Annotated in this window: 16 protein-coding genes; 11 read left to right on the forward strand and 5 right to left on the reverse strand. The window is 75.1% G+C overall.

What is annotated here, in order from left to right; all coding sequences use genetic code 11:
• Positions 1 to 13: 13 nt before the first annotated feature.
• Entirely contained in the window at positions 14 to 1,015 is a 1,002-nt protein-coding gene (locus tag ACQZ2A_RS11925; protein WP_430211169.1) for a glycosyltransferase, read from the forward strand.
• Entirely contained in the window at positions 1,012 to 1,977 is a 966-nt protein-coding gene (locus ACQZ2A_RS11930; RefSeq protein WP_430211171.1) for an NAD-dependent epimerase/dehydratase family protein, read from the forward strand. Before ACQZ2A_RS11925 ends, ACQZ2A_RS11930 begins: the two co-directional genes overlap by 4 nt.
• A gap of 16 nt (positions 1,978 to 1,993) precedes the next feature.
• Here ACQZ2A_RS11930 and ACQZ2A_RS11935 read toward each other — a convergent pair whose 3' ends face one another.
• From ACQZ2A_RS11935 to ACQZ2A_RS11945, 3 genes are read right to left on the reverse strand one after another with little or no spacing between them, the layout of a single operon-like run.
• A complete protein-coding gene (locus ACQZ2A_RS11935; protein WP_430211172.1) occupies positions 1,994 to 2,719 on the reverse strand; it encodes a class I SAM-dependent methyltransferase in 726 nt (241 codons plus the stop codon).
• A 4-nt stretch (positions 2,720 to 2,723) separates the two neighbouring features.
• The gene (locus tag ACQZ2A_RS11940; RefSeq protein ID WP_430211175.1) at positions 2,724 to 3,938 is read right to left on the reverse strand and encodes a hypothetical protein; all 1,215 of its coding nucleotides are present in this window, start codon (positions 3,936 to 3,938) and stop codon (positions 2,724 to 2,726) included.
• A 14-nt stretch (positions 3,939 to 3,952) separates the two neighbouring features.
• Positions 3,953 to 4,609: a TetR/AcrR family transcriptional regulator gene (locus tag ACQZ2A_RS11945; RefSeq protein WP_430211177.1), complete on the reverse strand. Its 657-nt coding sequence runs from the start codon at positions 4,607 to 4,609 to the stop codon at positions 3,953 to 3,955.
• 94 nt (positions 4,610 to 4,703) lie between these two features.
• On the opposite strand from ACQZ2A_RS11945, the gene ACQZ2A_RS11950 reads away from it, so the two are divergent.
• Both ACQZ2A_RS11950 and ACQZ2A_RS11955 read left to right on the forward strand, forming a co-directional pair.
• Positions 4,704 to 5,849 carry an acyl-CoA dehydrogenase family protein gene (locus ACQZ2A_RS11950; RefSeq protein ID WP_430211179.1) on the forward strand — a complete coding sequence of 382 codons (1,146 nt, stop codon included), beginning with the start codon at positions 4,704 to 4,706 and terminating at the stop codon, positions 5,847 to 5,849.
• A gap of 94 nt (positions 5,850 to 5,943) precedes the next feature.
• Positions 5,944 to 6,666 (forward strand): FkbM family methyltransferase, encoded by a 723-nt coding sequence (locus ACQZ2A_RS11955; RefSeq protein ID WP_430211182.1) that lies wholly within the window; start codon positions 5,944 to 5,946, stop codon positions 6,664 to 6,666.
• 41 nt (positions 6,667 to 6,707) lie between these two features.
• On the opposite strand, the gene fabG is transcribed toward ACQZ2A_RS11955, so the two are convergent.
• Positions 6,708 to 7,463: a 3-oxoacyl-ACP reductase FabG gene (gene fabG, locus ACQZ2A_RS11960; protein WP_430211184.1), complete on the reverse strand. Its 756-nt coding sequence runs from the start codon at positions 7,461 to 7,463 to the stop codon at positions 6,708 to 6,710.
• 187 nt (positions 7,464 to 7,650) lie between these two features.
• On the opposite strand from fabG, the gene glgX reads away from it, so the two are divergent.
• From glgX to ACQZ2A_RS11995, 7 genes are all read left to right on the forward strand, one after another.
• Positions 7,651 to 9,801 carry a glycogen debranching protein GlgX gene (glgX, locus tag ACQZ2A_RS11965; protein ID WP_430211186.1) on the forward strand — a complete coding sequence of 717 codons (2,151 nt, stop codon included), beginning with the start codon at positions 7,651 to 7,653 and terminating at the stop codon, positions 9,799 to 9,801.
• Between the two features lie 2 nt (positions 9,802 to 9,803).
• Positions 9,804 to 12,317, forward strand: coding sequence for a malto-oligosyltrehalose synthase (treY, locus tag ACQZ2A_RS11970; protein WP_430211189.1), 2,514 nt, complete (start codon positions 9,804 to 9,806; stop codon positions 12,315 to 12,317).
• A gap of 161 nt (positions 12,318 to 12,478) precedes the next feature.
• Positions 12,479 to 14,206 (forward strand): malto-oligosyltrehalose trehalohydrolase, encoded by a 1,728-nt coding sequence (gene treZ, locus ACQZ2A_RS11975; protein WP_430211191.1) that lies wholly within the window; start codon positions 12,479 to 12,481, stop codon positions 14,204 to 14,206.
• A 53-nt stretch (positions 14,207 to 14,259) separates the two neighbouring features.
• On the forward strand, positions 14,260 to 17,412 hold the full coding sequence (locus ACQZ2A_RS11980; protein WP_430211194.1) for an FtsX-like permease family protein: 3,153 nt from the start codon (positions 14,260 to 14,262) through the stop codon (positions 17,410 to 17,412).
• On the forward strand, positions 17,409 to 20,288 hold the full coding sequence (locus ACQZ2A_RS11985; RefSeq protein WP_430211197.1) for an FtsX-like permease family protein: 2,880 nt from the start codon (positions 17,409 to 17,411) through the stop codon (positions 20,286 to 20,288). The genes ACQZ2A_RS11980 and ACQZ2A_RS11985 overlap by 4 nt, the downstream gene beginning before the upstream one ends.
• Positions 20,285 to 21,235, forward strand: a complete 951-nt coding sequence (locus ACQZ2A_RS11990; protein ID WP_430211200.1) for an ABC transporter ATP-binding protein — start codon at positions 20,285 to 20,287, stop codon at positions 21,233 to 21,235. The genes ACQZ2A_RS11985 and ACQZ2A_RS11990 overlap by 4 nt, the downstream gene beginning before the upstream one ends.
• The gene (locus ACQZ2A_RS11995) at positions 21,232 to 21,912 is read left to right on the forward strand and encodes an ABC transporter ATP-binding protein (protein WP_430211202.1); all 681 of its coding nucleotides are present in this window, start codon (positions 21,232 to 21,234) and stop codon (positions 21,910 to 21,912) included. Before ACQZ2A_RS11990 ends, ACQZ2A_RS11995 begins: the two co-directional genes overlap by 4 nt.
• Positions 21,913 to 21,914: 2 nt before the next feature.
• Here the strand turns inward: ACQZ2A_RS11995 and ACQZ2A_RS12000 are convergent, their stop codons facing one another.
• The gene (locus tag ACQZ2A_RS12000) at positions 21,915 to 22,874 is read right to left on the reverse strand and encodes an acyl-CoA thioesterase (protein ID WP_430211205.1); all 960 of its coding nucleotides are present in this window, start codon (positions 22,872 to 22,874) and stop codon (positions 21,915 to 21,917) included.
• Positions 22,875 to 22,897: the final 23 nt, after the last annotated feature.

Below are 22,897 nucleotides of genomic sequence, written 5' to 3' on the forward strand. Positions count from 1 at the left end.
TACTGTGTCCGACGTGGAGAGCGAGAGCAGCACCCCGGCGCCGCACCGGGTCTCCGTCGTCGTGCCGGTGTACCAGGGGCGCCGCACGCTGGCCGCTCTGGTCGCCGAGCTGGCGCCGCTGACCACGGTGGGCACGACGCCCGGGGGCCGCCCCTTCGTCGTCGAGGAGGTCCTCCTCGTCGACGACTGCGGGCCCGACGGGTCCGACGCCGTCGTCCGCGAGCTCGCGGCGGGCCACGACTGGGTCCGCCCGGTCTGGCTGAGCCGCAACTTCGGCCAGCACGCGGCCACGCTGGCCGGGGTCTCGGCCTCCGGGGGCGACTGGGTCGTGACGATGGACGAGGACGGCCAGCACGACCCGGCGCACATCGCGGTCCTCGTCGACACCGCGATGTCCGAGCAGGCCGACGTCGTCTACGCCCGCCCCACGAACGAACCCCCGCACGGTGCCGTCCGCAACCTCGCGTCGCGGTCGGCGAAGTGGCTCGTGGCCAAGCTGGCCCGCGGTGCGCACGCCTCCGACTTCAACAGCTACCGGCTCGTCCTCGGCGAGGTGGCCCGCTCGGTCGCGGCCTACGCCGGCCCGGGCATCTACCTCGACGTCGCCATCTCGTGGGTGGCCCGGCGGGTCGTCACCGCTCCGGTCCCGATGCGCGCCGAGGGCGACCGCCCCTCGGGGTACAGCGCCCGCCGCCTGCTGTCGCACTTCTGGCGGCTGGTCCTCTCCAGCGGCACCACCCCGTTGCGCTGGGTCAGCGTGACGGGACTGGCCGCCCTCGTCCTCGCGCCGGTCATCGCCGTCGTGCTCGTCGTCGGACGGGCGGTCGGGCGCTGGGAGGCGCCGGGCTGGACCTCGACGATGGTCCTGCTCATGGCGGCCACCGGCGCCATCCTCTTCGCGCTCGGCGTGATCGCCGAGTACGTCGGGATGGCCGTGAACATGGCGATGGGCAAGCCCCTCTACCTGCCGGTCCGCGACCGTCTCGACGGACCGCTCGGGCGGGACCGGACGTGAGCGCCGCGCCCGGCGCCGCCCCGGCGGCCGCCTGGGTCGTCGGCGGTGGTGGCCTCGTCGGGCGCCACCTCGTGGCCGCCCTGCGCGCGCGGGGCACCGAGGTGATGACCTCGCGGGTGCCCTGGGCCGACGAGGCCGCCACCGATGCCACCCTCGAGGCCGAGGCGGCCCGGTTCGCGGCCCTGCGCTCCGGGAGGCCGTGGCTGCTCGCCTGGTGCGCGGGGGCCGGGGTCGTCGCGACCGGGGCCGACGCGCTCGCCGCCGAGCAGCGCGTCTTCGAACGCTTCGCGCGAGGGCTCGCGGGCACCCTCACCGAGGGCGAGGAGGGGGTCGTGCTGCTCGCGTCCTCCGCCGGCGGCCTCTACGCCGGGTCGGCCGACCCGCCCTTCACCGAGGAGACCCCGCCGGAGCCCCTCGTGCCGTACGGCCGCACGAAGCTGGCGATGGAGCAGGCGCTCACCGCGGCCGTCTCGGGCACCGGTCTGCGGGCCGTCCTCGCGCGGCTGGCCAACGTCTACGGCCCCGGCCAGACCCTCGGCAAGCCGCAGGGGCTGCTCTCCCAGCTGTGCCTGTCCGAGGCCTCTCCCCGGCCGCTGCCGGTCTTCGTCTCCCTCGACACCATCCGCGACTACGTCTTCGCCCCGGACCTCGCGCGGATGCTCGTGCGGTGCACCGAGCTCGTGCTCGAGGAGCCGCCGGGCACGACCACCGCGAAGGTCATCGCCTCCGGGCGGCCCGTCACGGTCGGGCACCTCCTGTCCGAGGCGCGCCGCGTCTTCCACCGCCCGCTGCGCACGGTCATGGCTCCCGGCGGCGCCGGCCAGGTGCTCGACCTCCGGCTGGGCTCGGTGCGCTGGCCCGAGGTCGACGCCCTGGCCGCGACCCCTCTGCCCGCCGGCCTGGCGGCGACGGCGGCGGACGTGCGCGCCCGGGTGGTCTCGGGCGGTCCGCTCGACGGCTGAGCCGCGCGCAGCACCCTCAGGCGGTGCGGGTCGCCGCGAGGAACACCGAGGACCCGAACGGCAGGTCGACCCGGCGCAGCGCGGCGCGGTCGACGGTGCACAGGCCCCGCAGCGCTGTGTTGAGCGCGCGGGGGAGGGCCGGGACCTCGACGATGTCGTGCGCCCCGTCGGTGTTCCGACGGGTGACCTTGCGGACCGCCCGCTCGGCGACGAACATCGGGAAGACCGTGGTGAACCCGTAGGTGGCCCGCTCGACGCGGAAGCCGGAGCGCTCGACGGCGGCCACGGCGCGCCGCCGGGTGTAGCGCCGGTGGTGCCCGTTGGCGACGTCGAAGTCGCTCCAGGCCCATGTGTACGCGGGCACCGACATGAGGAATCGTCCCCCGGGCCGCAGCACGCGGTGCACCTCGTCGAGGGCACCCGCCTCGGGGTCGCAGTGCTCGATGACGTCGAAGGCGGCGACGGCGTCGAACGTGCCGTCGGCGAAGGGCAGCTCGAGGGCCGAGCCGCACACGCCGTCGCTGCCGAGACCGCGCGGGTCGATGTCGAGGGAGGCAACGCGCCCCGCCGCCTCGCGGAACCACGCCGCGCTCGGACCGTCGGCGCTGCCGAGGTCGAGGGCGGTGCCGACGCCGTCGACGAGGTCGCGCAGGGCCACCTCGAGGAGGTCGGCGCGGGCGCGGTACCACCAGTAGTCGGGCGCCGCGATCGACGGGGAGCCCCCGTGGCCGTTCACAGTCACCGCGTCAGGGTACCGAGCCGGTGGGCCCGCTCCCCGCGCCCCCGGTGCCGGGGGCCGACCGGTGCGCGAGCAGCCCCAGGAGCCCGCCGGCGAGGGCCAGCGTCGCGGCGGTCGCCCCGAAGACCTCGCCGAGGCGCAGGGCACAGACGAGCACGGCGATGTTGGCCGCCTCCGCGGCGACCCAGGCCGGGTCGGTGGGGCCACGACGCCACAGCCCCACGGCGACGACGACCAGCAGGACGAAGGCCGCGAGCAGCACCCATCCACCCTCGACCAGGGCCGCCCAGTACGAGTTGTGGAAGAGGTACTGGCGGTCACCGATGAACACCCACGACTCGCCGAGGCCGAGGCCCTGGGGCGGGCTCGCGGCCAGCTTGGCCTGCGAGGCCTCGTCGATGCGGGCGCGGAAGGCGTCCGAGCCGTCGCGGCTGGCGAAGACCCCCGCGCGGGCGAAGTTGTTCTCCAGGAGCTGGACCCCGGCCGCCAGCGCGGCGACGAGCGCGACCCGCCCGCCGGGACCGAACCGCGGCCGCAGGAGGACCCAGGCGAGCCCGCAGGCCAGGGCGGCGAGCGACGTCCGCGACCCGGTGAGCCACACGAGCCCACCGCCGATGAGCACGACGAGCACCTGGCGCCTGCGGTCCTCGACGAGCCCGAGGTACAGCAGCGTGACGAGGGCGTAGGCCAGGCCCGCCTGGTTCTTGTCGAGGAGGAACCCCGAGAGGTACTCGCCGTAGGGGGAGGGGGCGACGCCGGCCACGAAGAGCACCGCGTTGGCCAACAGCCCCAGGGCCGCACCGCGGACGACCGATGGCCAGTGCACCCGGCCGGACACCAGCGCCAGCAGGAGCGCGAGGACCATCGTCAGCCGGAAGGCGCGCCGGGTCCAGCCGTTGATCGAGTCGTCGGGGGAGGAGATCGAGACGAGGACGAGGTAGCCGACGAGGAGGACGAGCGCGGGCCCGAGCCAGCCCAGCGCACCCCCGGCGAGCGGGCGCCCGGGGGGTCGGAGCAGGGCCAGGCCGAGCAGCCCGGCGACGGCGACGAGACCGAGCGAGAGGAAGCCGGGGACGCCGGGCGGGGCCCAGGCGTAGAGGACGACGACGCCGAGGCAGAGCTCGGCCATCCGGGTGGCCTGCCGGGCCGGGGGGAGGTCGAGGTCGTCCACGACCGGGTGCCCACCGGTCGTGACCCCGGGCGCGCGTGGCGTCGTGCTCACGCGGCCAGTGTCCCCTACAGGGGTCCGGTCGCGAGGCGGACCGCGAGGTCTCCGTAGGTCTGCTCGATGGCCTCGGGGGTGCGCCGGCCGCCCGGGACGTACCAGCGGGCGACGTCGATGGCCATCGAGAGCAGGGCCAGGGCGGTGGCCGGGACGTCGTCGACCGCGAGCTCACCGGACTCGACCCCGGCACGCAGCACGTCGGCGACGACGCCGTCGATGTCCTTGCGCAGCTCGATCACCTCGGCGCGGTGCTCGGGGGAGAGGTGCCGGAACTCGAACTGGACGATGCGACCCAGCTGGTGGTGCTCGGCGTTCCAGCGCGAGAACCCGCCGACGATGGCCCGCAGGGCCTCGGTGGGGGAGCCGGCGTCGCGGGCCGCCTCGACGAGCAGGTCGCGGGCGCGGGCGTGGCCACGACGGCTGATCTCGAAGAGGAGGACCTCCTTGGAGGCGAAGTGCACGTAGACCCCCGCGGGGGAGAGGCCGGCGCGCGAGGCGATGTCGCGGGTCGTCGTCGCGGGGAAGCCGTGCTCGGCGAAGGCGTCGGCCGCGGCGAGCATGATGCGCACGGCGGTGTCGGAGACGTCGGTGGCGCCGCCGGGGCGACCGCCCTCGGGCGCGAGCGCGGCGAGGACGGCGGTCTCGGTGAGCGGCGGGGTGCTGGGCACGGTTGACAGCATGCCGCACGCGGGTCACACTAAGCAAGCGCTTAGTCAACGGTGGCGCGCCGGCGCCGCCCCGTCCGCCGAGTCGAGGAGACCCATGCCCCGCAACGTCTACGCCAGCGAGCACGAGGACTTCCGCGCCTCCGTCGCCGAGTTCGTGGAGCGCACCCTGAAGCCGCGTGCCGAGCAGATGCTCGAGGTGAAGTCGGTCGACCGCGACCTCTGGAAGGAGGCCGGCAAGCAGGGCCTCTTCGGCCTGGACATCCCGGAGGAGTTCGGCGGGATGGGCGCCGAGGACTACCGCTTCAACGCGATCGCGGCCGAGGTCATCGCCGGCTTCAACTTCGCGGTCTCGTCGTGCTTCGGCATCCACTCCGACGTGTGCCCGCCCTACATCGTCGACCTCGGCACCCAGGAGCAGAAGGAGCGCTGGCTGCCGGGCATGGCCAACGGCGAGCTCATCGCCGCCATCGCGATGACCGAGCCCTCCGGCGGTTCCGACCTCGCCGCGCTGAAGACCACCGCGGTGCGCGACGGCGACCACTGGGTCCTCAACGGCAGCAAGACCTTCATCACCAACGGCTACCAGGCCGACCTCGTCATCGTCGCCGCCCGCACCGACCCGTCCAAGGGCGCCAAGGGCATCACGCTGCTGATGGTCGAGGAGGGCATGGAGGGCTTCAGCCGCGGCCGCAAGCTCGACAAGGTCGGGCAGGAGGAGGCCGACACCTCCGAGCTGTTCTTCGAGGACGTCCGGGTCCCCGACGCCAACCGGCTCGGCGAGGAGGGCATGGGCTTCATCGCGATGATGCAGCGCCTGCCGCAGGAGCGCATCGGGGCGGCCGTCGCGAACACCGCGCACGCCTTCCAGATCTTCCGCGAGACGGTCGAGTACACCAAGGAGCGCAAGGCCTTCGGCCAGCCGGTCGGCTCGTTCCAGCACAACAAGTTCAAGATGGCCGAGCTGCTCACCAAGCTCGAGGTCACCCAGGCCTACGTCGACGACTGCATCGCCGCGCACGCCGAGGGCAAGCTCACCCCGGTCGACGCCGCGAAGGCGAAGTGGTTCTCGGCGCAGGTGCAGAACGAGGTGCTCGACGAGTGCGTCCAGCTGCACGGCGGCTACGGCTTCATGAACGAGTACCGCGTGGCGCGCGCGTGGCGCGACGCCCGCGTCTCGAAGATCTGGGCCGGCTCCAACGAGATCATGAAGGAGCTCATCGGCCGCGACCTCGGCCTCTGAGCACCTGACGCACGACGCCCCCGGACCGCGCGGTCCGGGGGCGTCGTGCGTGAGGCGCCCCGGGCCACGGGCGACGGATGGCAGGCTGTCCCGCATGTTCAGGCCCTCGGACCGCCGTCGCCTCCTGCGGGGGATCACCCGCCTCACCAGCTACCGGAGCCTGGTGTCGATGACGCGGGTCTTCGTCGAGCCGCTCGGCGCGCTCCGGCGCTACGTCGACAGCAGCCACGGCACGTACCCGTGGCGCACCCACCTGCGGACGCCGGCCGGTCGCATCGGGGTCGAGCTGCCGCACTCGCACGACGTCCGCACGGTCAACGAGGTGTTCTGCCGACGCGACTACGGGTCGGGCACACCCGAGGTGGTGGTGGACATCGGGGCGAACATCGGGCTGGCCAGCCTGTACTTCCTGTCGCGCAACCCGGACGCCCGGGTCTACGCCTGCGAGCCGGTGGCCACGAACCTCGAGAGGCTCCGCGCGAACGTCGCGCCGTTCGAGGACCGGGTCGTGATCGAGGAGCGTGCGGTCTCGCCGGAGGGCGGGCGCGCCGAGTTCCTGGTCGAGGAGGTCGGTCGCTACAGCGGTCTCGCCGCCTACTACGAGCACGACCTCGAGCGGCGTTCGGTCGAGGTCGACACCGTGTCCATCGCGGACCTGCTCGACCGGATCCTGTCCGTCGAGCAGCGGATCGACCTCCTGAAGATCGACACCGAGGGCAGCGAGCCGGCGCTGGTCGCCGCCGTCCGCCCGGACCAGTGGGAGCGGATCGCCGAGGTGCGCTACGAGCAGGACGGTGAGGTCCGGACCCGGGTCTGACCTCCACCAAGGCCGCGGCGGGAACGCGCCGACGGGCGCCGTCAGTCGAGCGGGCCTCCGGCGACGTAGATGACCTGGCCGCTGACGAAGCCGGCCTCCTCGGAGACGAGGAAGGAGATGGTCGCTGCGATGTCGGCGGGCTGCCCGACGCGCGCGACCGGGATCTGCGAGGCGGTGTGCGTCAGGAAGTCCTCGAAGGAGACCTTGAGCCGCTCGGCGGTGGCGCGGGTCATGTCGGTCTCGATGAACCCCGGCGCGACGGCGTTCGCGGTGACGCCGAACTTCCCGAGCTCGATGGCCAGCGTCTTCGTGAAGCCCTGGAGCCCGGCCTTGGCCGCCGAGTAGTTGGCCTGACCGCGGTTGCCCTGCGCCGAGGACGACGAGAGGTTGACGATGCGGCCGTAGCGCTGCTCGGTCATGTGCGCCTGGCAGGCCTTGGTCATGAGGAAGGCGCCCTTGAGGTGCACGCCCATCACGGCGTCCCAGTCCTGCTCGGTCATCTTGAAGAGCAGGTTGTCGCGGATGATCCCGGCGTTGTTGACGAGGACGACCGGCGGGCCGAGCTCGGCGGCGACCCGCGAGACCCCGTCGGCGACGGCTGCGGCGTCCGAGACGTCGACCCCGACGCCGACGGCCCGGCCCCCGGTGTCGCGGATGCGGCCGGCGACCACCTCGCAGGCGGCCTCGTCGAGGTCGAGGACGGCGACCGCGAACCCGTCGCGGGCCAGGCGCTCGGCGGTGGCGGCCCCGATGCCGCGGGCGGCTCCGGTGACGACGGCGACGCGCTGCTCGGTCATGGGGGTGCTCCTCGGGGTCACGGGTGGGTCCGCGCCGACCCTAACCGAGCCCCGGCCCCCCGGGTTCGACGGCGTGGTCCGGTGTGACGGCCCCGACGGGTAGGTTGGGAGCCTCGCGCCGCCGGTCGGCCGCGCGCCGCCGGCAGCGTCGCTGGCCTGCAGCGACACCCCACGAAAGGCACCACCTGTGGAGATCTGGCCCGGCACGGCGTACCCCCTGGGCGCCACCTACGACGGCTCTGGCGTCAACTTCGCGCTGTTCAGCGAGGTCGCCGAGCGCGTCGAGCTCTGCCTCGTGGGCGAGGACGGCGCCGAGACCCGGTTCGACCTCCCCGAGGTCGACGGCTTCGTCTGGCACGGCTACCTGCCGGCGGTGCAGCCCGGCCAGCGCTACGGCTACCGCGTCCACGGCCCGTACGACCCCGAGAACGGGCACCGCTGCGACCCGAGCAAGCTGCTCCTCGACCCGTACGCCAAGGCCGTCGAGGGCCAGGTCGAGAACGACCCCGCGCTCTTCAGCTACGACTTCGAGGACCCCGAGGAGCGCAACACCGACGACAGCCTCGGCAAGACGATGCTCGGCGTCGTCATCAACCCCTACTTCGACTGGGGCCACGACCGCCCGCCGCGCCACGAGTACCACGAGAGCGTCATCTACGAGGCGCACGTGCGGGGCCTGACGATGACCCACCCCGAGATCCCCGAGGAGATCCGCGGCACCTACGCGGCCATCGGGCACCCGGCGGTCGTCGAGCACCTCACCACGCTCGGCGTGACGGCCATCGAGCTGATGCCCGTGCACCAGTTCGTCCAGGACACCTCGCTGCAGGCCAAGGGCCTCACGAACTACTGGGGCTACAACACCATCGGGTTCCTCGCCCCGCACAACGCCTACGCGCGCGCCGACCGCGGCGAGCAGGTCACCGAGTTCAAGGCGATGGTCAAGGCGCTGCACGAGGCGGACATCGAGGTCATCCTCGACGTCGTCTACAACCACACCGCCGAGGGCAACGAGATGGGCCCGACCATCTGCTTCCGCGGCATCGACAACGCGGCGTACTACCGGCTCGTCGACGACGCCAAGGAGCACTACTACGACACGACGGGCACCGGCAACAGCCTGCTGATGCGCAACCCGCACGTGCTCCAGCTGATCATGGACAGCCTGCGGTACTGGGTCACCGAGATGCACGTCGACGGCTTCCGCTTCGACCTCGCCGCCACGCTGGCCCGTCAGTTCCACGAGGTCGACAAGCTGTCGGCCTTCTTCGACCTCATCCAGCAGGACCCGGTGATCAGCCAGGTCAAGCTCATCGCCGAGCCGTGGGACGTCGGCGACGGCGGCTACCAGGTCGGCGGCTTCCCGCCCCTGTGGACCGAGTGGAACGGCAAGTACCGCGACACCGTCCGCGACTTCTGGCGCGGCGAGCCCGGCTCGCTCGGCGAGTTCGCCTCGCGGCTCACCGGGTCCAGCGACCTCTACGAGCACAACGGCCGCAAGCCGATCGCGAGCATCAACTTCGTCACCGCCCACGACGGCTTCACGCTGCGGGACCTGGTGTCCTACAACGAGAAGCACAACGAGGCCAACGGCGAGGACGGCCGCGACGGTGAGGGCCACAACCGGTCGTGGAACTGCGGCGTCGAGGGCGAGACCGACGACCCCGAGGTCCGTGCCCTGCGCCGCCGCCAGCAGCGCAACTTCCTCGCGACCCTCCTGCTCAGCCAGGGCGTGCCGATGATCGCCCACGGCGACGAGATCGGCCGCACCCAGCAGGGCAACAACAACGTCTACTGCCAGGACAACGAGCTGTCGTGGGTCGACTGGGACCTCGACGAGGAGCAGCGCGACCTCTTCGCCTTCACCGGCGCCGTCGCGAGGCTGCGCCGCGAGCACCCCGTCTTCCGCCGCCGCCGTTTCTTCGCCGGCAGCGCCGACCACGGCGGGCAGTCCGAGATGGGCGACATCGCCTGGTTCCAGCCGGGCGGCGAGCCGATGGGCAACGGGGACTGGACCGACGGCCAGGCCCGGATGATGACCGTCTTCCTCAACGGTGCGGCCATCCCCAGCCCCGACCTGCGCGGCCGCCCGGTCGTCGACGACGACTTCCTCGTCCTGTTCAACGCCGACCACGAGGACCACGAGCTCGTGCTCCCCGGCGAGGAGTACGGCGAGCGCTGGTCCACCGAGATCGACACCGCGGCCGACAGCGTCGAGCCCGAGAGCCACGACGCCGGGTCGAGCGTGCGGGTCTCGGCCCGCTCGGTCATCGTGCTGCGCAACCCCCGTGAGGTCCTCACCCCTGCCGCCGGGGCGGCCGGCGCGACGAGGGTCTGAGCGTGCCGGCCCACCGCCCCGACCCCGCGCGCGTCGTCCCGACGGCGACCTACCGGCTCCAGGTGCACGGCGGGTTCGGCTTCGACGACGCCGCCGCGCACGTCCCGTACCTCGCCTCGCTCGGCGTCTCGCACGTCTACCTCTCGCCGGTGCTCCAGGCCGCGCCGGGCTCGACCCACGGCTACGACGTCCTCGACCACACGCGCATCAGCGAGGAGGCAGGGGGCCGCGAGGCCTTCGACCGGCTCGTCGCGGCGTGCCGCGAGCACGGGCTCGGCGTCGTCGTCGACGTCGTGCCGAACCACATGGCCGTGCCGTCGCCGGAGCACCTCAACGCCCCGTTCTGGTCGCTGCTGCGCGAGGGGCGGCGCTCGCCCTACGCCGGGTGGTTCGACGTCGACTGGGTCGCCGAGGACGACCGGCTGCTGATGCCGGTGCTCGGCGACACCCTCGCGCAGGTGCTGCGTCGGGGCGAGCTATCGCTGGCGACCGACGGCGGCCCGGGCGGCGCCGAGCCCGTGCTGCGCTACTACGACCACGAGTTCCCGGTGGCCGCCGGCACCGAGGAGCTCCCGCTCGCCGAGCTCGTCGAGGCCCAGGCCTACCGGCTCTCCAGCTGGCGCGAGGCCGGCGACGCCCTCAACTACCGGCGCTTCTTCGACGTCACCTCGCTCGTCGCGGTCCGCGTCGAGGACCCCGTCGTCTTCACCGCGACCCACGCGCTGCTGCTGGCCCTGCACGGGCACGGCGAGGTCGACGGCTTCCGCATCGACCACCCGGACGGCCTCGCCGACCCCAGCGGCTACCTCGAGCGGCTCGCGGCCTCCACCGGGGACGCCTGGGTCGTCGTCGAGAAGATCCTCGAGGGGGAGGAGCGGCTGCCCGAGTCGTGGCGCTGCGCCGGGACGACGGGCTACGACGCGCTGCTGCGGGTCCAGCAGGTGCTGACGCCGCCGGACGACACCGGCACCCTCGACCGGCTCTGGGCCGAGGTGGCGCCTGACCGCGCCGCCCTGGACGACGTCGTCCTCGAGAGCAAGCGGCTGGTCGTCGACGACGTGCAGGCCGCCGAGGTCGACCGGCTGATGCGGCTCGTGCGCCGGGTGGTCCCGGGCGCCGACGCCGCCGCGCTGCGCCGGGCGCTCGAGGGGCTGCTCGTCTCGATGGACCGCTACCGCGCCTACCTCGTGCCGGGCCGGGGCGTGGACCCCGAGCAGGCGGCCGTCGTCGAGGGGGCCGCCGAGCGGGCGCGCGGCGTCCTGGCGCCCAGCGACGAGGACGCCCTCGACCTCGTCGTCCGGCTCGTGCTCGACCGCGAGGTCCCCGAGGCCGTCACCGACAGCGGCCCGGTCGCCGACGAGTTCCGGGTCCGGTTCCAGCAGACCTGCGGACCGGTCATGGCCAAGGGCATCGAGGACACCGCGTTCTACCGCTGGTTCCGGCTGGCCGGTGCCAACGAGGTCGGCGGCCATCCCGAGGTCCTCTCGACCGGGGCCGACGCGTTCCACACCTGGTGCGCGCGGCAGCAGGCCGAGTGGCCGACGTCGATGACGACGCTGACGACCCACGACACCAAGCGCTCCGAGGACACCCGGGCCCGGCTCATGGTGCTCGCCGAGGACGCCCGCGGCTGGGAGCAGTGGCTGGCCCGGGCCCGCGAGCTCGCCGAGCCGCACCGCACCCCGCGCGTCGACGCCCCGACCGAGTACCTCGTGTGGCAGACCCTCGTCGGGACCTGGCCGGTCAGCGGCGCACGGCTCGAGGAGTACCTCCTGAAGGCGGTCCGCGAGGCCAAGGTGCACACGGCCTGGGTCGACGGTGACGAGGAGTACGAGGCCGAGGTCGTGGCGTTCGCCCGCGCGCTCGGCCGTGACCTCGCGGTGCACGAGCACGTCGACGCCTGGACCGGCCCGCACGAGGCGTCGGTGCGCGCGAACATCCTCGGGCAGAAGCTGGTCCAGCTGACGATGCCGGGCGTGCCCGACGTCTACCAGGGCTGCGAGATCGGGATGCTCTCGCTCGTCGACCCCGACAACCGCCGGCCCGTCGACTGGGCCGACCGCGCCGAGCGGCTGGCCCGGGTCGACGACGACGAGCCGTGCTTCGACCTCGACGACGACAAGATGCGGCTCACCGCGCTCGCGCTGCGGCTGCGGCGCGAGCACCCCTCGGCGTTCGTCGGCGAGGACGCGACCTACGCGGCGCTCGAGGTGGGCACCGAGCACGCGCTCGCGTTCGCCCGTGGCGACGCCGAGGGTGCGCGGGCGCTGGTCGTCGTGACGCGCGCGGCCGGGCGGCTCGCCGACGCCGGTGGGTTCGGCGAGGCGTCGGTCGAGGTGCCGCCGGGGGAGTGGGTCGAGGTGCTGTCGGGGCGCGAGGTGGGTTCCGGCACAGCCCTGCTCGCCGACCTGCTCGCCGACCGTCCGGTCGCCCTGCTCGTCCGCCGGGACCCGTCGGCCGCGGATGACGAACCCCGGGCGGCCGAGGACGACGACGCCGAGGGCCACCCGTCGTGAGCGCGCGCGTCATCGAGGTGTGGGCGCCGGACGCGACCCGGGTCGACATCGAGTGGTCCCCCGTGCAGAAATCGTCGAATGTGTCAGTTCCTGGACACCCCGACGTCCACGAATCGACACATTCGTCGAAAGGTGGACGTCCGGAACAGCGGCGCGAGCCGATGACGGCCGGCGACGGGTGGTGGCGCTTCGCCCTGCCCGAGGGCGCCGGCGAAATCGACTACGCCTTCGTCCTCGACGGCGACGAGCCGGCCCTGCCCGACCCGCGCAGCGCCTGGCAGCCCGGCACCGTCCACGGCCCGAGCCGCCTCGTCGACACCGCCGCGTTCCCCTGGACCGACGAAGCCTGGCGCGGCGTGCGCGACGGCGCCGGCGGCCTCGGCGCCGTCTTCTACGAGCTGCACGTCGGCACCTTCACGCCCGAGGGCACCTTCGACGCCGCCGTCCAGCGCCTCGATCACCTCGTCGCCCTCGGCGTCGACGTCGTCGAGGTGATGCCGGTCGCCGCCTTCCCCACCGACCGCGGCTGGGGCTACGACGGCGTCGGCCTGTACGCCGTGCACGACGCGTACGGCGGGCCGCACGCCTTCGCGCGGTTCGTCGACGCCTGCCACGCGCGCGGTCTCGGCGTCTGCCTCGACGTCGTGCACAACCACCTCGGCGCGAGCGGCAACTACCTCTCCCGCTTCGGCCCGTACTTCACCGAGGGCCACCACACGCCGTGGGGCGCGGCCGTCAACCTCGACGACGACGGGTCGGCGCAGGTGCGTCGCTTCCTCGTCGAGAGCACCCTGCGCTGGCTGCGCGACTTCCACGTCGACGCGCTGCGGCTGGACGCCGTCCACGAGCTCAAGGACGACTCGCCGCGCCACTACCTCGCCGAGCTCTCCGACGCCGTGGCCGCCCTGTCCACCGAGCTGGGTCGACCGCTCGACCTCGTCGCCGAGTCCGACCTCAACGACACCGTGATGGTGATGCCCACCGCCGAGGGCGGCCGCGGGATGACGGCGCAGTGGGACGACGACGTGCACCACGCGCTGCACGTCGCGCTGACCGGCGAGGTGCAGGGCTACTACACCGACTTCGGCGGGACGCCCGGCACCGACGAGGAGGGTCCGCTCGCCGTGCTCGCCAAGGTGCTGACCCGCGGCTTCCTCCACGACGGCACGCGCTCGTCGTTCCGGGACCGCGACTGGGGTGCGCTCGTCGACCGCGAGCGCCTCGATGCCCGCCGCCTGCTCGGTTACCTCCAGACCCACGACCAGGTCGGGAACCGGGCCACGGGAGAACGCATCTCGGCCCTGGTCGAGGACCCGGCCCTCCAGGCCGCCGGCGCCGCGCTGTACCTCCTGGCGCCCACCACGCCGATGCTCTTCATGGGGGAGGAGTGGGCCGCCTCCACCCCGTGGCAGTTCTTCACGAGCTTCGCCGAGGACTGGCTCGCCGACGCCGTCCGCGACGGCCGGCGCGCCGAGTTCGGCTCGCACGGATGGTCGGCCGACGCCGTCCCCGACCCGCAGGACCCGGCCACCCGTGACCGCTCGGTCCTCGACTGGGCCGAGGTCGAGCGGCCCGACCACGCCCGGATGCTGCGCTGGTACACCGACCTCACCGCGCTGCGCCGGCGCCTGCTCGGTCCCGGGCCGACGCGGCTGGCCGACGTCGAGGTCGAGGTCGACGAGGAGCGGCGCTGGGTCGTGCTGCGCCACCGCCCGTCCGGCGGGGAGCCCTACGCGGTCGTCGCCACGCTGGCCGGCGCGGCCGAGGTCCCGCTCGTGGGGGCCGGTGCGCCGCACCTCGAGTGGGAGCCGGAAAGCACCTCCGTCAGCGGCGTGGGCGTCGTACATCGTTGTCGATCCGTGTCCGTGCACCCCCTGACCCCGGCCTGAGCCGCGGCTAGCCTGCCCGGGGGCGGAGGGTCCGCCGCGGAGGGCAGGGTGACGTGGGCGGTGCACGGCTGCTGCGCCGCCGGCTCGGTTCCCACCCCGTCGCGGTCATCGCGATCGTCGTCTCCGTCCTGGCCTCGCTCCTGGTCGTCACCGCCCTCCAGCTGCTGTCTGCCGCCATCACCGACTCCGGGGTCCGCTCGGCCCTCGACGTGCCGCCGGCCGACCGCTCGGTGGTCCTCGGTGCCGCACTGCGGCCGGGGGACCTGGGTGCGGTCGACGCCGCGTTCACCCGCGCCGTCGCCGGGCTGCCCCGCCCGGACGTCACCCGCGTCGGCACCTCGACGACCCGCTCGCTGCCCGGTCGGGCGGCCACCGACCGGGCGCTGCTCGCCGACGTCGACGGCCTCGAGCGGGTCGCCCGGCTGACCTCGGGCCGCTGGCCGGTGCGTCCGAGCGACGCTGCCGCGCGCGGCTCCGGCCGGGTCGAGGTCGTCCTGCCCGACGCCGCTGCTGCCGCGCTGGGCCTGCGGGTGGGCGGCACGCTGCGCCTCGCCGACCTGGTCGACACCACGGCTCCGGTCGTCACCGTCGAGGTGGTCGGGACCTTCCTGCCGCGCTCGCCGCAGGACGGCATCTGGTCCGACCTCCCGCTCGGGCTCGACGGCGTGACCGAGTCCGACTTCACCACCTACGGCCCGTTCGTCGTCGCCGCCGGGACCTTCGACGGCCCGCTCGTCGGCAGCTCGACCGTCACCTGGCGGGCGACGCCCGACCTCGGCGGGCTGCGGGTGGGGGACCTGCGCCGGGTGGCCGCGGCGAGCGCCGACGCGGTCACCCGCCTGCGCACCGTGGTCGGCCTCCCCCTCGTCGAGGGGGAGCAGGAGAGCGCCCGCCCGGCGTCGGTCCCCGCCGGGAGCCCGCGGGTGAGCACCGGGCTCCCCGCGCTGTTCGACGGGGCCGGGCTCGTCGGGGACCGGGTGCGCGTGTCGCTGCTCACCCCCACGGTCCTGCTCGTCCTGCTCGGCACGGTCGCCCTCGTCGGCTCGGCCGCGCTGCTGGCCTCGGTGCGCGACACCGAGACCCGCCTGCTGCGCACGCGGGGTGCCTCGACCTCGCGGCTCGCGGCCCTGGCGCTCGGGGACGCCGCCGTCGTCGCCGTGCTGGGTGTCGCCGGCACGGCCCTCGCCGCCCCGCCCGTCGTCCGTGTCGTGTCGGGGGCCGCGGGTCCGGTGTGGTCGGCAGCGGCGCTGCGCGACCCGGTCCTGTGGCGCACCCTGCTGCCGCTCGCGGCGCTCGCCGTGCTCGTGACCGTCGTGACGACCCTGTGGGTGGGCCGACCCCGCGGCGGGGGAGGTGGCCGGACGCGGGCCGGGGGACTCCGCCTGGCGGCGGGGTCGGGGCTCGACCTGGTCCTCGTGCTCCTCGGCGTCCTCGCCGCCGTCCAGCTGCGCCGGTACGACGCGGCGGGGGACACCTCCGTGGACCCGCTGACCACCGCCGCACCCGCCCTCGTCGTCGCCGGGCTGGCAGTGCTCTGCCTCCGGCTGCTCCCCCTCCTCGCCCGGGTCGCGGCCACGTGGGGTGCCCGGCGGCCGGGGTTCGACGCCGCGTGGGGCGGATGGCAGTTCGCGCGCCGGGCGGCCGGCCAGAGCGGGACGCTGCTGCTCGTCCTGCTCGCCGTCGCGATGGGCACCATCGCCCTCGGCCACCGCGCAACGGTCGACCGGGCGGTCACCGACCAGTCGGAGTTCGAGACCGGCGCCCCGCTGCGTGTGGTCCGCGAGGTCTCGGGGCCGGGGTCGTCCGGCACGGGCGCCGTCGTGGACCGGGCCGCCGGGGGCGCCGACCGCGTCACGCCGGTGTGGCGCGGCACGGTCGACCTCGGCGGGGTCACCGGCGTCACGGTGCTCGGCGTCGACGCCCGCGCGGCGGGTCGCGTCCTGGCGCCGCGGCCGGACACTCTCGACGACCCGTGGACCGACGTCACCGGCCGGATGGTCGCCGCCCGCGACCTCGGCGGGGGCGTGCCCGTCCCCGGCTCGCCGCAGCGGCTGTCGGTGACCGCCCGGATCGTCACCGACTCGCCGCTCGGCCCCGACGGCTTCGCCGGCTCGGTGCGGGTCCGCGACGCGCGCGGTCTCGTCACGTCGGTGCCCATCGGTGCGGTGACCACGAGCTCGCAGACGCTGACGGCCGACCTGGGCGGGCTCGGCCTGGTGCCGCCGCTGGCGGTGGTCGGCGTGTCGGTGCCGCTGCCGGACTTCGTGTACTTCTTCCTCCCCGAGCCGACCTTCGACCTCGTCGTCACCGGGCTCGCCGCCGACGGCCGCCCGGTCGAGGTGGGGAACGCGCTGCGCCCCTCCTCCGACCGGCTGGGGCTCTGGCTCGCCACCGCGCCCGGCGCCGACGGGCCGGTGCCCGCCGTGGTCACCCGTGAGGTGGCCGACGCGCTCCAGGTCGGTGCCGGCCGCCGGGTCACCCTGCCGCTCGGGGTGCGCGACCTGCCGGTGACGGTCGTGTCCGTGGTCGACTCCCTCCCCACCGCGCAGAGCCCGGGGCGGGGCATCCTCCTCGACCTGCCGACCGTGGAGGCGACACCGGAGGGCGTCGGCGGCGGGTCCACCGTCCGCAGCCGCAGCGTGTTCGACCCGCAGGAGTGGTGGGCCGCACCGGCGGACCCCGGGGCCGCCGCCCGGGCGGTGCGCGACGCGGCGCCGTACGGGACCACCGTCCTCGTCGCGGACGAGGAGGTCCGCACCCGTCTCGCGGACCCGGTGAACGCCGGGATGCGCTCGGCGATGCTGCTCGTGACCCTCGCCGCGGTGCTCCTCGCCGCCGTCGGCTTCGCGGCGAGCACGGCGGCCCTCGGGCGGGCCCGGCGGCACGAGAACGCCGTGCTGCTCGCGCTCGGCACGCCGCCGGCGCGCATCCGGACCGTGCTCGTCCTCGAGCGGGTCCTCGTCGTCGCGGTGACGGTGCTGGTCGGCGTCGTGCTCGGGGTGGTCGCGGCGGTGACGGTCGTCCCGCTCCTCGTCGGTGGCGACGGCCACCCGCAGGTGCCGCCGGTGCTCGTCCGCCTCCCGGTCGGCCTGCTCGCCGGCTACGCCGTGCTGCTGCTCGTGGCGCTCGCCGCGGTCGGGGCCGTGGTGCTGCGCAGCACGAGCCGTGACCTCGCCGGTGAGCTGCGCGAGGGGGACGCGCCGTGACCACGCGAACCGGCACCGGCCGCCACGGCGGCGACCGACACCGCGCCGGACGTCACGTCGCCGGACGACGGGACCCGGGGGACGGCCCGCCCGTCCTCTCGGCGCGCCGGCTCGCATGGCGGGGGCTGCTCGCCGCGCGGGCGCCGGCCGTCGTCCTCGCGCTGCTCGCCGCCCTCACGGCGGCCTTCCTCGTCGTCACGCCGCGGGCCGAGTCCGTCGCGCTCGACGAGGCCGTCGGCGACGCGGTGGCCGGTGCCCCGGCGCAGGCCCGCGAGCTCGGGCTGCGGGCCACGACCGCGGACACCTTCGACGTACCGCTCGTGTCGGAGACCCCCGACCGCGGCCCGAGCGCGCCCTTCGCCGACGTGGACCGGGCCCTGCGGAGCGTCGCCGGACCCGAGGTGCAGCGGTTGCTCGGGACACCGAGCTGGGCGGCGCAGAGCGAGTCGGCCACCATCGCCCGCCCCGACGGCACGACCCTGCGGCCGGACGGGTCGCTCGCCGTCGTCCGCGTCCAGAGCGACCTGAACCGGCACGTGCGGTGGGTGAGCGGCGGCGCCCCCGGCGCCCCGACGACGACCCGCTCGCTCGCCCCGGTCGTGACGGGCCACGTCACGGCGGTCGTCCCGGTGGCGGTCGCGGACACCACGGCCCGCGCCTGGGGACTCGAGGTCGGCGACCCCCTCTCCCTCGTCCCGAGCGGCCGGCTCACCCCGCTGGCGCTCGTGGTCAGCGGGACCTTCACGGCCACCGACCCCGCCGACGGCTTCTGGCAGGCCGAGCCCCGGATGACCGGGCTGGCCGCCATCGCCGACCCTCAGGGCGGGATCGTCACCGAGGGCGCGGTCGTCGCGTCGGCGGACTCCTACGGCGCCGTCTCGGACGGCCTCTGGCGCACCGACCCGGCGACCCGGCCGGTGGGGTCCCCGGCCCTCACCGCCTCCTGGCGCTACCCCCTCCGGAGCACGGCGCTCGTCGCGGCGGACGTACCGCTGCTGCGGCGTCTCCTCGTCCGTCTCGACACCGACACCCGGCTGGATGCGCTGCCCGGCGGGGCGGTGGAGGTGACGACCGGGCTCCGGAGCGTCCTGGACGGCTACGACGCCTCGGTGTCGAGCGTGCGCGTGATGACCTCGTTCGCCACGGCCGGCCTGAGCGCGCTCGCCGCCCTCGTGCTCGCCCTCACGGCCGTCGTCGCCGTCGCCGGCCGGGCCCGCGAGGTCCGGCTGGTGCGCGCCCGGGGCGCGTCCCGCGGCCAGCTCCTACGCCAGGTGGTGGGCGGGACCGCGCTGCCGGCCGTCCCGCTCGCGGCGCTGGCGGTGGTCGGCGGCGTCCTGCTCGTGGCCGGGTCGCAGGGAGCCGGCACGTGGGTGGAGGTGGTGCTCGTCGCGCTGGTCCCGGCGCTCGCCGCCACCGCCGCCGTGCTGCTCACCGTGCACGCGGTGGAACGGGACGACTCCGGCGAGGAGACCGTGCGCCGCGCCCGGGTCGTGCGCCTCGTCCGCCGTGTCGTCGCCGAGCTCGCCGTGGTGGCCGTCGCCGCGGCGGCGGTCGGCACCGTGCGGGCCCGCGGGGACCGGATCGCCGGCGGCCGCACCGACTGGTACGCCGCGCTCACCCCGGTGCTCGTCGGGGCCGTGGCCGCGCTCGTCGTGCTCCGTGTGCTGCCGCCCCTCGTGCGGGCCGCCGCCCGGGTGGCCGCCCGCCGGCGCGGGCTGGTCGGCTTCCTCGGCCTGGCCCGCGCCGCCCGGACGGGGGCCACGGCCGCCCTGCCGGTCCTCGCCGTCGTCGTCGGCGCCGTCGTGCTCGCCCTGCTCACCGCCCTCACCGTCACCGTCGCCGAGCAGCGGGAGGTCGCGGCCTACCGCGCCGTCGGGGCCGAGGTCCGGGTCGATGCGGTGCGGGTCGACGCCGACGACGCCGCGGCGATCGCCGCCCGCCCCGGGGTGCGGCGGGTCGTGCGCGCCTACGTCGCGACAGGCGCCGGCCTCGTGAGCGGACGGAGCGCCACCGCGGTCGTCGTCGTCGCCGTCGACCCGGCCGAGTACGCCACGCTGCTGCGCGACACCCCGGTGGCGCTCGCCGAGCCACCGGCCTCCACGGGGGAGGGCCTCACCCTGCTCGTCGGGCCGGGGACGGCCACCGGGGGGGACCTCGAGCTCACCGTCCGCGGGGCGCGCCTACCGGTCGAGCGCGTCGTCGTCGACCCCGGCCTGGTCCGCCTCGGCACGGGGCAGGAGGAGCCCGCGGTGCTCGTCCCCCTCGACCGGCTCGCCGATCTCGTGCCGTCGGCCCAGCCGAACACCGCGTTCGTGGAGGCCGACCCCGGTGCGGCTGCCGCGCTGCGCGGGCTGCGCGACCCCTCGAGCGCGACACCGAGCGGGCGGGTCACCGGGATCGACACCGTGCAGGCGGCCGAGGCGAGGGTCTCCGCCCGGGCGCTGCCCCGCCTCGTCGCCGGCACGTACCTCGCGGGTGCGGTGCTGGCGGCGGTCCTCACCCTCCTCGCCGTCGCCCTGCTCCTCGTGGCCAGCCGCCCCGAGCGCACGGCCCTGGTCATCCGGCTCCGCACGATGGGGATGCCGCACGGCGGCGAGCGGGCGCTCGCCTGGACCGAGGTGCTCCCGGTGGTCGCCGTGGCCGGGCTCGCCGGTGCGGGGGTGGGAGCGGCCGCGCCCGCGCTCGTCGCCGCCGCCGTCGACCTCGCCCCGTTCACCGGCGGCTCGCCGCGGCCCCCGTTGCCCGTCGTGCCGCTCGCCGCCGCCGGCGCCGGCGCGCTCGTCCTCGTCCTGGGGGCCCTGGCCCTCGTCCTCGACGCCGCGGCCGCCCGCCGCAGCAGCCTCGCCGACCACCTGCGCAAGGGAGACACGGCATGACCACGACAGCCCCGAGCACGAGATCCCGCCGTCGCGGCGACCGCAGCACCGACGGCCCGGACATCCTGTGCGACAACCTGGTCCGCATCTACCGGGCCGAGGGCCTGGAGGTGGTCGCCCTCCAGGGGCTCGACCTCCAGGTCGCCGCCGGTGAGCTGGTCGCGCTCGTCGGAGCGTCCGGGTCGGGCAAGTCGACCCTGCTCGGCATCCTCTCCGGGCTCGACACCCCGACCGCCGGGCTGGCCCGGGTGGCCGGGCACGACCTCGGCTCGATGGCCGGTCGCGAGCGCCTCGCGTACCGGCGCCGGACCGTCGGCTTCCTCTTCCAGCAGGCGGCCGCCAACCTGCTGCCCTACCTGACCGCCGCGGAGAACGTCGAGCTGCCGATGATGCTCGCCGGTGTACGGGCGGGCGAACGGGCCTCGCGGGCCCGGGCCACGCTCGAGGTGCTCGGCATCCCCGACTGCGGGGACCGGCGCCCGGGCGAGCTGTCCGGTGGCCAGCAGCAGCGGGTCGCGCTCGGGGTGGCGGTCGCCAACCGGCCGCGGGTGCTGCTGGCCGACGAGCCGACCGGTGAGCTGGACAGCCGCAGCAGCGACGAGGTCTTCGAGGCGATCCGCAGGGCGAACACCGAGTTCGGCACGACGGTCCTCGTGGTGACCCACGACGCGCTGGTCAGCGAGCAGGTGGCGCGCACGGTCGGCATCCGTGACGGGCGGACCTCCACCGAGGTGCTGCGCCGCGACGAGGTGGGGGCCGACGGTGCCCTCGGCCGCGTGGCGGAGGAGTACGCGGTGCTCGATCGGGCGGGCCGCCTCCAGCTGCCGCGGGCCTTCACGAGCGCTCTGGAGATGCGCGACCGCGTGCGGCTGGGTCTCGAGGCCGACCACATCGCGGTGCGGCCGACGGAGCCGGCCGCCCGGCCCGACGCGGAGGAGGAGCGGTGAGCGGTGACCTGCTGCGGGTCCACGAGGTGCACCGGACCTTCGGGTCCGGTGCGACGGCGGTCCACGCCCTGCGCGGCGTCTCGCTCGAGGTGGAGCCGGGCGAGCTGCTCGCGCTGCGGGGCCGCTCGGGCTCGGGCAAGACCAGCCTGCTCAACGTCATCGGCGGGCTCGACCGGCCGGACGGGGGCACGGTCCACCTCGGGGAGCGCGAGGTGACCGGGATGTCGGACGCCGAGCTGCTCGGGCTGCGCCGCGGGCCGGTGTCGTACGTCTTCCAGTCCTTCGGGCTCGTGCCCATCCTCACTGCGCGTGAGAACGTCGGGGTCCCGTTGCGGCTGAGGGAGATCGACGCGACGGAGCGGGAGAGGAGGGTCGCCGAGGCACTCGAGCACGTGGGGCTCGGCGGCCACGCCGAGCACCGGCCCGACGAGCTGTCGGGCGGTCAGCAGCAGCGGGTGGGCCTGGCCCGGGCGCTCGTCTCGGAGCCGGGGCTGCTGCTCGCCGACGAGCCCACCGGCCAGCTGGACTCCGAGACCGGGCGCGAGATCATGGGGCTCATCGCCCGGCTCGCCAAGGAGCGGACGATGACGACGCTGGTCACGACGCACGACCCGGCGCTGCTGTCCGCCGCCGACCGGGTCCTCGAGATCGCCGACGGCCACCTCGTCGAGGGGTGACCTCAGTCGGGGACGCGCACCATGCCCTCCTGGGCGACGGTCGCCACGAGCGTGCCGTCGGCGGCGAACATCCGGCCGAGGCCGAGCCCGCGACCGCCCTGGGCCGACGGGGACTGCTCGGCGTAGAGCACCCACTCGTCGGCACGCGCCGGGCGGTGGAACCACATCGCGTGGTCGAGGCTGGCCATCTTGAGTCCCGGTGTGCTCCAGGGCAGTCCGTGGCGCCGAAGGACCGGCTCGAGCAGGCTATAGTCCGACGCGTAGGCGAGCACCGCGTCGTGCACGAGCGGGTCGTCGGGCAGCCGACCGACGGCGCGCATCCAGACGTGCTGCGCCGCAACGCGCTCGGACGGTGACTGGGCGAACAGGTTGCCCTCGACGTGGCGCAGCTCGATGGCCCGCCGTGACAGGTGCTGCGCGCGCGGGTCGTCGACGCCGGCGAAGAGCTCGGCGAGCGAGGGCAGGGTGTCGGGGGCCGCGACGTCCGGCGCCGTGTCCTGGTGGTCGAGGCCGCCATCGGGCACCTGGAACGAGGCGCTCATCGACAGGATCGGCTTGCCGTGCTGGATCGCGTGGACGCGGCGGGTCGAGAACGAGCGGCCGTCGCGCATCCGCTCAACGCTGAAGGTGATCGGCTGCGTGTCGTCGCCGGGGCGCATGAAGTAGGCGTGGATGGAGTGCAGGCGCCGCGGCTCGTCACCGACACCCGCAACCGTGCGTCCGGAGGCCACGACCCCCTGAGCCAGCACCTGGCCGCCGAACACCCGGCCGTGCGGCTGCTTCTGGCTGTTCCCGCGGAAGAGCGTGATGTCCTCGGCGAGGGTCTCGGGGATGGCCAGCGGTGACGGCACGGCGGGGTCGCGCGGCTGCACGCTCACCTCGGCCGAGCCCAGCTCCTCGAGGTCGAGGGTCTGGAGGAGGTCGACGAGGGGGTCCGGGTGCGCGCTGGTCACGGGCGCCACGATAGCCAGCCCCCGGGTGGGGG

Source organism: Phycicoccus avicenniae, assembly GCF_050496545.1.
In the GTDB taxonomy this organism is placed as follows: domain Bacteria; phylum Actinomycetota; class Actinomycetes; order Actinomycetales; family Dermatophilaceae; genus Phycicoccus; species Phycicoccus avicenniae_A.